Origin of the sequence: Spirulina sp. CS-785/01 (genome assembly GCF_028330525.1) — a bacterium.
In the GTDB taxonomy this organism is placed as follows: Bacteria; Cyanobacteriota; Cyanobacteriia; order Cyanobacteriales; family Spirulinaceae; genus JAQMSD01.
Genome location: NZ_JAQMSD010000245.1, coordinates 1 through 11,673 on the forward strand (window position 1 = coordinate 1; position 11,673 = coordinate 11,673).

General features: G+C 45.7%; 9 protein-coding genes. 7 read left to right on the forward strand and 2 right to left on the reverse strand.

Annotated elements, in window-relative coordinates; all coding sequences use genetic code 11:
* Positions 1-265: 265 nt before the first annotated feature.
* Positions 266-1,288, reverse strand: coding sequence for an aldo/keto reductase (locus PN462_RS15965; RefSeq protein WP_272129779.1), 1,023 nt, complete (start codon positions 1,286-1,288; stop codon positions 266-268).
* 120 nt (positions 1,289-1,408) lie between these two features.
* Between PN462_RS15965 and PN462_RS15970 the strand changes: the two genes are divergently transcribed.
* From PN462_RS15970 to PN462_RS15995, 6 genes are all read left to right on the forward strand, one after another.
* Positions 1,409-1,930 (forward strand): hypothetical protein, encoded by a 522-nt coding sequence (locus PN462_RS15970; RefSeq protein WP_272129781.1) that lies wholly within the window; start codon positions 1,409-1,411, stop codon positions 1,928-1,930.
* A 54-nt stretch (positions 1,931-1,984) separates the two neighbouring features.
* Positions 1,985-2,365 (forward strand): hypothetical protein, encoded by a 381-nt coding sequence (locus PN462_RS15975; protein ID WP_272129783.1) that lies wholly within the window; start codon positions 1,985-1,987, stop codon positions 2,363-2,365.
* 250 nt (positions 2,366-2,615) lie between these two features.
* Positions 2,616-5,504, forward strand: a complete 2,889-nt coding sequence (gene uvrA, locus PN462_RS15980; protein WP_272129784.1) for an excinuclease ABC subunit UvrA — start codon at positions 2,616-2,618, stop codon at positions 5,502-5,504.
* A 470-nt stretch (positions 5,505-5,974) separates the two neighbouring features.
* Positions 5,975-7,723, forward strand: a complete 1,749-nt coding sequence (locus tag PN462_RS15985; protein WP_272129786.1) for a sensor histidine kinase — start codon at positions 5,975-5,977, stop codon at positions 7,721-7,723.
* Between the two features lie 57 nt (positions 7,724-7,780).
* On the forward strand, positions 7,781-8,335 hold the full coding sequence (locus PN462_RS15990) for an HD domain-containing protein (protein ID WP_272129788.1): 555 nt from the start codon (positions 7,781-7,783) through the stop codon (positions 8,333-8,335).
* 388 nt (positions 8,336-8,723) lie between these two features.
* The gene (locus tag PN462_RS15995; RefSeq protein WP_272129790.1) at positions 8,724-9,494 is read left to right on the forward strand and encodes a PEP-CTERM sorting domain-containing protein; all 771 of its coding nucleotides are present in this window, start codon (positions 8,724-8,726) and stop codon (positions 9,492-9,494) included.
* Positions 9,495-9,667: 173 nt separating this feature from the next.
* On the opposite strand, the gene PN462_RS16000 is transcribed toward PN462_RS15995, so the two are convergent.
* Positions 9,668-10,063 (reverse strand): hypothetical protein, encoded by a 396-nt coding sequence (locus tag PN462_RS16000; RefSeq protein WP_272129792.1) that lies wholly within the window; start codon positions 10,061-10,063, stop codon positions 9,668-9,670.
* Positions 10,064-10,219: 156 nt separating this feature from the next.
* Between PN462_RS16000 and PN462_RS16005 the strand changes: the two genes are divergently transcribed.
* Complete coding sequence (locus PN462_RS16005) at positions 10,220-11,548, forward strand: DUF697 domain-containing protein (protein WP_272129793.1); 1,329 nt, start codon at positions 10,220-10,222, stop codon at positions 11,546-11,548.
* Positions 11,549-11,673: the final 125 nt, after the last annotated feature.

An 11,673-nucleotide genomic window follows, 5' to 3' on the forward strand; every position in this document is an offset into this window, starting at 1 on the left:
CCACTAACTCTAGTTTTCAAGGTTCAGTTGCCTCGATTAGAGGCTCGGTTGTTAAACTGGTTGAATACCGCTCCAGTTTCTCCATGATAGCAGAGTCGCCCTGAAAGGGCGAGGCTTTAGACCCAAAATTTCTGGTAACCGAGACATGATTCTCTAGTTACAGCATAACGAGGCTGTGACGGGGATTTGGTTCGGTTTTAGGATCATTTCAGGTTGGGATTTCCCAAGTATAGGAACGTTGCCTGAAACGTCCCTATATCCCCCATTAAGTCCAAGCGCGAAAGAAGGTGTTATCCTCCCAAGCGTTGGCTGTCTGTTGGGCAATTTGGGCTAATTCTGGCTCAGATAAGGGCTGAAATTGTCGCGCCACATTGATATTCGAGATCAACTGTTCTGGGGTTTCTGCGGCGATAATGGCGGTGTGTACGCCTTGTTGGGAGAGGGAATAGCCAAACGCTTGCTGCATCCCGTCGAGGACACCAGGCTTAAATAAGCGGCCATAGGCGGGGACTTTCATGGCGATAATTCCTACATTATTTTCTTGGGCCACGGGTAAGACTTCTGGGATAAAGGGCCGGGGATGGTGGGAGTCGGCGGCATTTACGGGGATTAATGCAGTATCAAAGGGATAACGACGCAACCCTTCGGCAATGACATCGGGTTCATGGTGTCCTGTAATGCCTACAAAACGAATGAGTTTCTGATCTTTGGCTTCTTCTATCGCTTTGGCGGCCCCATTATTTCCGGTGATTTGATCTAGTTCGTCCATAAAGGAAATATGGTGCATTTGCCATAAGTCCAGATAATCGGTGTTGAGGCGTTTTAAGGAGCGTTCTAATTCTCGCCACGCATTATCTCGGTCTAGTTTGGCGGTTTTACTGGCTAAAAAGATGTCTTGGCGCATTGAGGGTAAGATTTTCCCTAAATATCCCTCACTCGGTCCGTAGGAGGCCGCGGTGTCAAAGTAGCGAATCCCCTCTTGTAGGGCGGTTTCTATCATTGCGATCGCTTCTTTTTCTCTCCCCGTCCAAGATAACGGGGTCTGGCCTGCTCCTCCTAACCCTAAAATAGGGACAGAAACCCCTGTTTTCCCTAAAACTCGCTCTGGTATCCCGGTGGGGGGAACAGGTTGTGAATTGGCTTTTTCGGAGGGAGTGGTGCTTGAGGTTACGGGAGTATCCGCATCAGCAGAGGTTAATGTTTTATGTAAAATGCTGCCACCTATCACAACTCCAGTGGTGACTGCACCTGTAATTAAGAATTTACGGCGTTTTATCGGTCTATTCATAGTGCTTGAGGATTGCTAAGTTGTTTGCATTCTAGCGAAACCGTTTAAGATGGAGCAGAATCATTTATTTTTTGGTTTTCTCTCATGCACCGATTACCTTGGTTCAAAGCAACTGTTTTAATGATCAGCAGTGTCGGGTTAATCCTCCTAACTGCAACAACGGGGTTGGCACAGTCCTCCTCCTCCCCCAAAAATTTGCCCAAACCCCCGATTTTTGAGCTAATTACGGGGTTATCAATTCCGGCTGTAGGTTTATTTGTCTTTTTTGTCCCCAGTCGCGCTGTTCGACGGTTACAGCAAGACGCGCTAACCTGTTCCCAAGCCAATACGAAAGCCTATCAAAAGAATAACCGTTTATTACAAACCTTGTTAAGCCTACAACAAACAGAAAAAGCTCTCTTAATTCAGCATTCTACAAAATCTCCGTCTTCATCTCAAGCCAAACTCACCTTTACGGCACAAGAATTTACACCAGAACGGTTAGAATATATACAACCCTCTAATCCGAAACAGTTTCGCCAAAAAAAACGAGAAACAGCACAAGAAAATACTCAACTCTGGCAAGATAATGCCCAACAACTGCAATTATTATTAGAGTTGAAAAAAAAACATCTTCAATCCTTAAAAGAGTATTCAATATAATAGCTATAATTGGATTGATTTTAGTTACCATGTGATTATTTTAAAGTCAAGGCCATGTTAAAAAACTTTTCATTAATTCTTCTCGCTTTAGTTCTCTCAGGGAATCTTGTTCTAAAAGAAAAAACGCGCTCTCCTCAAGTTTCTGCTTCTCTTCCTGAAACGACGTATCCGGTTCAAGAGGTGCAAAATATTACGCCTTCTCCTTCAAATTCTTCTGAGTCGGCCAATCTATCTTTTTCTCAATTGCTGCTCAGTCTCTCCCCTCCTCTCATTCTTTTAATTGCCTTACTTTTTATTATTCAACAATCTAAAAAAAGCCAAAAAACGTCAATTGATATCATCAATGCTAATACGGAGGCTGTGCGTAAAAATAATGAACTCTTACAACAATTAATTACAACGCAACGGGAGATTAATCAGTTAATGCAGAAGTAAGTTTTGGTGTTTGTGAAACAGTAATCAGTAATCAGTAATCAGTAATCAGTATCCGAAGAGAACAGGGAACAGGGAACAGGGAACAGTAACCAGTAAACAGTAAACAGTAATTAGTTGTTACTCCCCACCTTCCCCATCTCCCGACTCCCGACTCCCGACTCCCACCTTCCCCACCTACCGATAATCCCAACGCTAGTGACTGCAAACCGCACTAGGCTACAATTGTTAAGGACTGTGAACGATTTTCGGTATGAACGACCCCATTAACCTCTCTGACTCCCTCCCAACTCAAGACTCCCGCAACACCATCCGCATTCGGGGGGCCCGTCAGCATAACTTGAAAAATGTTGACTTGGACTTACCGAGAGATCAACTGATTGTTTTTACTGGGGTTTCGGGGTCCGGGAAATCGTCACTGGCCTTTGATACCATTTTTGCGGAGGGACAACGGCGATATGTAGAGTCCCTGAGTGCCTATGCGCGGCAGTTTTTGGGACAATTGGATAAACCGGATGTGGATGCCATTGAGGGGTTGAGTCCGGCCATTTCCATTGACCAGAAATCCACTTCCCATAACCCCCGGTCCACGGTGGGGACGGTGACGGAAATTTATGACTATCTTAGATTACTCTTTGGTCGGGCTGGTGATCCCCATTGTCCTCATTGCGATCGCAATATTGCCCCCCAAACCATTGATGAAATGTGCGATCGCATCTTACAACTCCCCGACCGCAGTAAATTCCAAATCCTCGCCCCCGTCGTCCGAGGCAAAAAAGGCACTCACCAAAAACTCCTCTCCAGTCTCACCTCCCAAGGGTTCGTCCGAGTCCGCATTAATGGGGAAATTCAAGAACTCAGCGATAATATCGAACTCAACAAAAACAAAACCCACGACATCGAAATTGTGGTAGATCGTCTCATCAAAAAAGACGGCATCGAAGAACGTCTCGCCGACTCCCTGGCCACGGCCTTAAAACATGGGGAAGGGACGGCCATGGTTCTGGGGTCCCCCAGTCCCGAACAAGACCCCGAAAAAGACCCCCAAACCCCCTCCGACCAAAACTTAGTCTTCTCGGAAAACTTCGCCTGTCCCGAACACGGGGCCGTCATGGATGAACTGTCCCCCCGCTTATTCTCCTTTAACTCCCCCTACGGGGCCTGTCCCGAATGCCACGGCATCGGCAGTTTACGCACCTTTGACCCCGACCGGATTATACCCGATCCTAGTCAGCCCGTGTATAGCGCGATCGCGCCCTGGTCCGAAAAAGACAACGCCTACTACCTCTCCCTCCTCTACAGCGTTGGCCGCGACTACGGCTTTGAACTACAAACCCCCTGGGCAAAACTCACCCAAACCCAAAAACAAACCCTCCTCTATGGTTGCGAAGACCCCATCCTCGTCGAATCCGACCCCTACCGAGGCAAAGGCTACTATCGCCGCTTCCCCGGCATCATCAAAATGCTAGAACGCAACTATCAAGACACCAACTCCGACAACTACAAACAAAAACTCGAACAATACATCGTCTTTAAAAGTTGCGATGCCTGTCAAGGCAAACGCCTCAAACCCGAATCACTCGCCGTCCGTCTCGGCCAATTCCGCATTACCGACCTCACCAGCGTCCCCATCCACGAAGCCCAAACCCGTGTCCAAAACCTGCAACTCACCCAACGACAAGCCCTCATCGGTGAACTCGCCCTCAAAGAAATCACCGCCCGACTCCAATTCCTCCTCGATGTCGGCCTAGACTATCTTACCCTAGACCGCGCCGCCATGACCCTCTCCGGCGGAGAAGCCCAACGCATCCGCCTCGCCACCCAAATTGGGTCCGGACTGACCGGAGTCCTCTACGTCCTCGACGAACCCAGCATCGGCCTCCACCAGCGAGACAATGGCCGTCTCCTACAAACCCTGAAAAAACTCCGCGACCTCGGCAACACCCTCATTGTCGTCGAACACGACGAAGACACCATCCGAACCGCCGACCAAATTATTGATATCGGCCCCAAAGCCGGAATACACGGCGGCGAAATCATCTCTCAAGGCCACATCGACGACCTCCTGAACAGTGAAAAATCCCTCACCGGGGCCTATTTATCCGGTCGCATGGTCATCGAAACCCCCGAAGACCGAAGAAAAGGCAACGGTCGCCGTTTAATCCTCAAACAATGCGAACAAAATAACTTACAAAACATTGATGTAGAAATTCCCTTGGGGAAACTGGTCTGTATTACAGGGGTTTCTGGTTCGGGGAAATCTACCCTAGTCAATGATCTGCTTTACCCGGCCTTACAACATCATCTCACCCAAAAAACCCCCTTCCCCCAACATTTGGGCAAAATTGACGGGGTAAACTCAGTAGATAAAGTCATTGTCATCGACCAATCCCCCATCGGTCGCACCCCTCGGTCAAACCCGGCCACCTATACCGGGGTGTTTGACTCCATTCGCGCTATTTTTGCAGAAACCGTGGAAGCCAAGGCCAGAGGCTATAAACAAGGCCGCTTCTCCTTTAATGTCAAAGGGGGACGCTGTGAGGCTTGTAGTGGTCAAGGGGTGAATGTCATTGAAATGAACTTTCTGCCCGATGTATATGTGCAATGCGAAGTCTGCAAAGGGGCCAGATACAACCGAGAAACCCTGCAAGTGAAGTATAAGGGGTATTCTATCGCAGATGTTCTCGATATGACCGTAGAGGAGGCATTAGGAGTATTTGAAAACATCCCCAAGGCCGCCTCCCGGTTACAGACTTTGGTGGATGTGGGGTTAGGATACGTGAAATTAGGACAACCTGCCCCCACCCTGTCGGGAGGAGAGGCCCAACGGGTGAAATTAGCCTCAGAATTATCCCGACGGGCCACCGGGAAGACGTTATATTTAATTGATGAACCCACTACCGGATTATCTTTTTATGACATTCATCACTTATTAAATGTCCTTCAGCGTTTAGTTGATAAGGGCAATTCAATTTTGGTCATTGAGCATAATTTAGATGTAATTCGCTCCTGTGATTGGATTATTGACTTAGGGCCAGAAGGGGGAGATAGAGGGGGGCAAATTGTCACCACGGGAACACCGGAAGCGGTGGCCAAGCACCCCACCTCTTATACCGGGGAATATTTAAAGAAGGTGTTATAAACTTAACTCCCTTTCTCCCGTTTGAGAGGTTTCGCCAAATTGGCCATCTTCTCTCGGTTGCAGGTTGGTATATCGAAGATAGGGGGAGTGAAGCAGAAACTATTGCAGTATTGCTCCATGATGCCATAGCAGATCAGCGAGGAGAAGCCAACTGTCAGGAGATGGTACACCCTTTGGGGGCGGACGTAACCCCCATGGTTGATTATTGCACGGAGTCCACGGAACCCCCGAAACCCCCTCTGGATTGATCGCTAATCTTTAAACTTATTGAGAATTATTCTTGTTAAGCAGCCAAAAATCTGCTAATATAAGCCTAGTTGGGATGAGAGTATTTTGTAAAAATAGATACTCTTAAACCCCGCTTGGTCTAGTTTTCAGCAAATTACGTTATGGCCTTTCCTTACTTCAAACCCAGTCAGCAAATTTCCTCCTCTAATGAAAAAAAATGTTATTTCACTCCTCGGTTATCTTTGCCGAATTTATGGAGTAACTGTCGAATCCGCCAAAAAATTGCACTAGGTTATGGAGTTGCTTTAGGGGTTGCAGTGGTAGGAACAACGGTGGGGATTGTAATTGGGAACTTGTATCAAAATCGAGCTTGGAACGCTCAAAAATATTCTCAAGAAAAGATTAGTTTACTTAGCACAGTTCAAAAAGATATCTTACAGATACAGAATCGTCAACAAAAGCTCTTTTTTTTGTTAAATGAGCCGACTCTTTTTCAAGACGAAGTAGTGAGCATTCAGAATCATTATAGTCGTTTAAGAGGAAATTGGAATATTTTACAAGATTTTATTCAACAGAAACATCAACAAGAGCAAAAATATCTGAGCAATATTAGTGAAAATTATCACTCTAATGAGCAAAAAATAGATGAATTTATAGAGCAATACCGAAATACGCCTCAAAACTATTGGCAAAGATTATCAATGATAATCAGTTCAATTGATTTGCCTATCAATAGTGAAAATGAGCTTAATAATTATCAAGAGGAATTAGTAGATTTTACGAATAGTCAATATAGTTTAAGGTTAGAAGAAATTTCTAACGAGTTATTTGATTTAATTGAGATCATACGACGAGAAAATGCTTTAACAATTGCTGGTGTTAATGAAGCTAACAGAATCAGAAGAAATATTATTGTTAGTAGTATGTTTCTTTCAATTGGTATAGCAATTCTATTAGTTCTCTATACCAGTCGCACCTTAACCACTCCTTTGCTAGAAACCACTGAAGTTGCTAAACGGGTAACAGAAGAATCGAACTTTCAGTTACAAGCAGAAGTGCAAACCAATGATGAAGTAGGAACATTAACGGCCTCATTAAATCAACTCATTCAACGAGTAGATCAGTTATTAAAAGAACAAAAAGCCTCAACTGAACAGCATCTTATTCAAAGTGAAAAAATGTCCAGTCTAGGGCGAATTTTGGCGGGGGTTGCTCACGAAATCAATAACCCGGTTAACTTTATTTATGGTAATATTCTGCACATTGAGGAACAAGTGCAGGATTTATTTGCTCTTATTAATACCTATGAAAAGGCAATTCCAACCCCACCATTAGAAGTAAGCAAAAAAATAGAAGAAGTGGACTGGGAGTTTCTTGAGGAAGACTTACCGAAAATTTTAAAATCTATTAAGGTGGGATCAGAACGAACTCGACAAATTGTATTAAGTTTACGTAATGTTTCTCGCTTTGATGAGGAAGTCCCCAATCCGCTAAATGTTCACGACTGTTTAGAAAGCACATTACTTATCCTCAATAATCGCATTAAACAAGGAGTGAAAGTTGTTCGGAATTATGGTGAAATTCCAGAAATTGAGGGGTTTATGGGATCACTTTATCAGGTTTTTATGAATCTGGTTAATAATGCCTTAGATACATTAGATGAAAAAGGAAAAGAGGACAAAACAATTACCATTACAACGGAACGAGTGAATGCTGAACAAGTCCGGGTTGCGATCGCAGATAATGGTTGTGGAATCCCTCCGTCCATAAGAGCAAAAATTTTTAATAACTTTTTCACTACTAAACCGATAGGAGTGGGAACGGGATTAGGATTAGCGATTAGTAAACAGATTATTGAAGAAAAACATCACGGGACAATTAGTTGTGATTCTCTAACCAATATCGGGACAGAATTTAGTATGATGGTGTGGATTAAATTCCCGAAACAAACTGGATCAGTTGTCTCTACTGCTGAAGCGTCAGTGTTATAGGATGTTTTGTCGGGATTGAGGGGATGCTACCTTATAGAAAACAAAAAAAGGATCAGTATGTCATTTACATCCCAGTTTGAAGATGCTCTTGTTTTTGCCACTCGTCTCCATCAAAACCAAACTCGTAAGGGAAATAAAACCCCCTATATTGGCCATCTTCTCTCGGTTGCAGGGTTGGTAATCGAAGATGGGGGGAGTGAAGCAGAAACTATTGCAGCATTGCTCCATGATGCCATAGAAGACCAAGGGGGAGAAGCGACCCGCCAAGAAATCTTGCATCGTTTTGGGGAGGAAGTGACCCGTATTGTTGATTATTGTACGGAGTCCACGGAAACCCCGAAACCCCCTTGGAAGGAGCGGAAATTGCGCTACATTGAGCAGATTAAACAAGGGGATGTTGCGGTTTGTCGGGTGTCTCTGGCCGATAAACTGCATAATGCGCGATCGCTCTTTCAACAATACCAGCAACAAGGAGACACCGTTTGGACATTCTTCCGAGGAGGGAAAGCAGACACCCTCTGGTTTTACCACCAACTCCTTCCCCTCTATCAACAACGTCTCGAAAGTCCCATGTGTCAAGACCTTGCAGACATTTTAGACCAACTTGCGTAATTTTACTTCCGTGAAAATAATTAAGAATTTGAACGGTTTTAGAGTTTCGTGTTAAATGTAGAGTAGTTGCTCTATTCGTATTTTCCCGGAAATACTCGCTCACTCATGTTTAGTCACTCATGTTTAGTCACTCATGCTTAGTCACTCATGCTTAGTCACTCATGATTAGTCTCGGATTTTGGTTTTGAAGATAGTTAATTTTCAGGGTGTTATCGCAAACTGTCTGTATTCAGCATTACCGAGTAATTACTGAGCAAAATATTGAATTTTTAGAGAAAATCGACCCATCTCTGGAGCAAGATGACGCAAATATTGTGATGGCAGAGGGTTTTAGGGCATCTAAATCTGTATAACATTTAACAATTTAGCCATTGAATGGGGGCTAACAATGGATATCTTAAAATCTTGTATCTTACCTGCGATCGCAGCCTTATCTGCGGTTACACTCAACAGTAATAGTGCCTTCGCCTATCGTCTATTCTTCGGAGAAGACCTCAACAACAGCTTCAGCACCCCACTCACCACCTATCCCAACGCCAGCAACACCGAACAAGATTTTTTAAACAATTTATTTAGCTCCACCACCGAAACCTTTGAAACCGTCAGCGACAACGCCGACACTCCCCTAACCCTTGACTTTGGCGACCTAGGAACAGCCGAACTCCAAGGGAACGGCTTTATCGAACAAGTCCCCCCAGGAGAAACCGACGGTTTTGGCCGCTATCCCATCTCCGGCGAAAAATACTGGGAAACCAACGCAGCGCGAAATCAATTTAGCCTTCAATTCTCCCAACCCATGGCCGCCCTAGGCTTTCACGGAGTCGGCCTAGGCGAATTTGGCGGACAACTGCAACTCAACCTCAACCTCAGCAACGGAGACACCACCACCCTCACCGTCCCCAACACCCCAAACACCAAAGGGTCTGTCTTCTATTTTGGCTTAGTAGCCGAAAGCCCAGCCGAACTCTTAACCAGCTTATCCTTTGCAATGTCCGATAACATCGCCTCCGATACCTTCGCCTTTGATAACCTCACCCTCAGCCACTTAGACCAAGTAAAACCGCCTCCCACCCCCCCCAAACCCGTCCCCGAACCCAGCACTTGGCTAGGTCTTCTCCTCTTAGGCGGACTCCTCAAAACAGTAATCAGTAAACAGTAATCAGTATCCGAAGGGAATAGGGAACTCCGGAACAGGGAACAGGGAGATGTTACCCTTACCCTAAAAAGAAGGTCAGAAATTAATTACAGTAAAGGGTTAATAGGTTCGTTACTCACTCAACCCGTTTTTAACGGGTTTAAGCTCTTAGCCTTGGGTTTCTAACCCAAGGGGTATTACCCCTCCTGTAAGGCTTGTAACTGCACAAAACTGCGTAACCGTAACAGCGTCAACGTCTGGCCTAAATTAAGCGGTAATAACGAAACCCCCTCCAAGCGAGACTGAACCCAACCTTCACCCCAAAGCCACTCCTGATACCCATCAACAGCCCCACTGAGCAAAAAGCGTAAACTCTCCTCCGTGGCCACATCCACATGATGAGTAATAGACAGTCCCCCCAAATGAGACTGGAACGAAAACCCCGTATTTAACTGTTCCGGGAGTCCTGGTTCAAACTGTTGCGGGGCTAACCATTGCCGAAACTTCTCTGGACACAAAATACTCTCCCCAATAATATTAGCTGGGGCTTCAAGTTCAATCCGTAACGCGCTTTTCTGGAAATTGCCAAACATGATTGCTCAGTTGATAGTTGACAGTTGATAGTTGACAGTTGATAGTTGACAGTTGACAGGTAAAAAGGGGATACGGCTTCTAGGTTAACATTAAAACAGGAGATCGCGTTTGCTGGCGACTGATTACTGTTTGCTGTTAACTGTTAACTGAAAAAGATGCAAGATAGCCATTATAACCGCGCCCGTGCAAGCCTACAACAAGCCCTATCTTGGTATTCTAACTTCCGTCGTCACGGTCGTTATCTCCCGGATACAGACTTACAGGCCACCGTCCGCAGTGAATTACAGTTATTGAAAAATGCCCTAGAGAAACTTGACCGCAAAGCCTTACGCATTGCCGCCTTTGGCTTAGTCAGTCGGGGGAAATCAGCCGTTTTAAATCGCCTTGTGGGGGATAATGTGTTAGAGGTCGGCCCCTTACATGGGGTGACAAAATACCCCAGGTCCCTGGGTTGGGTGGTGAGTGACAAAGTGCAAGTGGAATTAATTGACACCCCAGGGTTAGATGAAATTGAGGGACAAGCAAGGGCAGAGATGGCCCGAGAAGTCGCCCTCAGTGCCGATTTAATCCTCTTTATTGTGGCCGGAGATATCACCCGCACCGAATACGACGCATTAGCAGAACTTCGCACCTATCATAAACCCCTGATCCTTGTGTTTAATAAAATTGACCTCTATCCCGACCAAGATCGGGCTACGATTTATCAACAACTCCAACAGTGGGAGAAAGGGGAAGCAGTGAGTGAGATACTTACCCCAGAGGAAGTAGTGATGGTGGCCGCAGACCCCTCCCCCTATCAAGTCCGTATTGAACACGAAGATGGGAGAATTGAGCAAACTTGGGAAAAACCCCAACCGCAAATTGACCCCCTGCGAGAGAAAATCTTAGAAATTTTAAATCGGGAAGGTCGGTCTTTACTTGCGTTAAATGCCCTAGTGCAAGCGCAGGACGCAGAAACGAAATTAGCCCAAAAAACTGTAGAATATCGTGCCGAACAAGCCGAACAGATTATCTGGAATTATGCGAGAACGAAAGCTGCGATCGTTGCCCTCAACCCCATTGCTGTGTTAGATGTCATGGGGGGAATTATTGCAGATTTAGCCCTCATTCGTACCCTAGCCCGGTTATACGGCTTACCCATGACCAGTTATGAAGCGGGGAAACTCTGGCAAAAAATCCTCTGGAGTGCGGGAGGGGTTTTAATTAGTGAAATTGGCAGTAGTTTGGCTTTGGGAGTGGGCAAAACAGGTCTGGCCTTCAATAACCCTTCTGGTCTTGCGACTTATGCCACCACTGCCATTATACAAGGGGGAATTGCCGGATATGGGGCTTATGCCGTGGGGAAAGTGGCACAGGAATATTTAGCCCAGGGGTGCAGTTGGGGCCAGTTGGGACCGAGTACGGTGATAGAGGAAATTCTCTCTCAAGTAGATGCAAGCACCATTATTTATCGCTTACGGAGTGAGTTCAGTTCTTCTCCCTGATCTAGCACTACAGGGCAAAAGGCAACCAACCGGACAATCATTTAACATGATCGATCCATTATTCCCCCCTCCATCTCCCCCATCTCCCCCATCTCCTCTACCTCCCCTACCTCCCCCATCTCCCC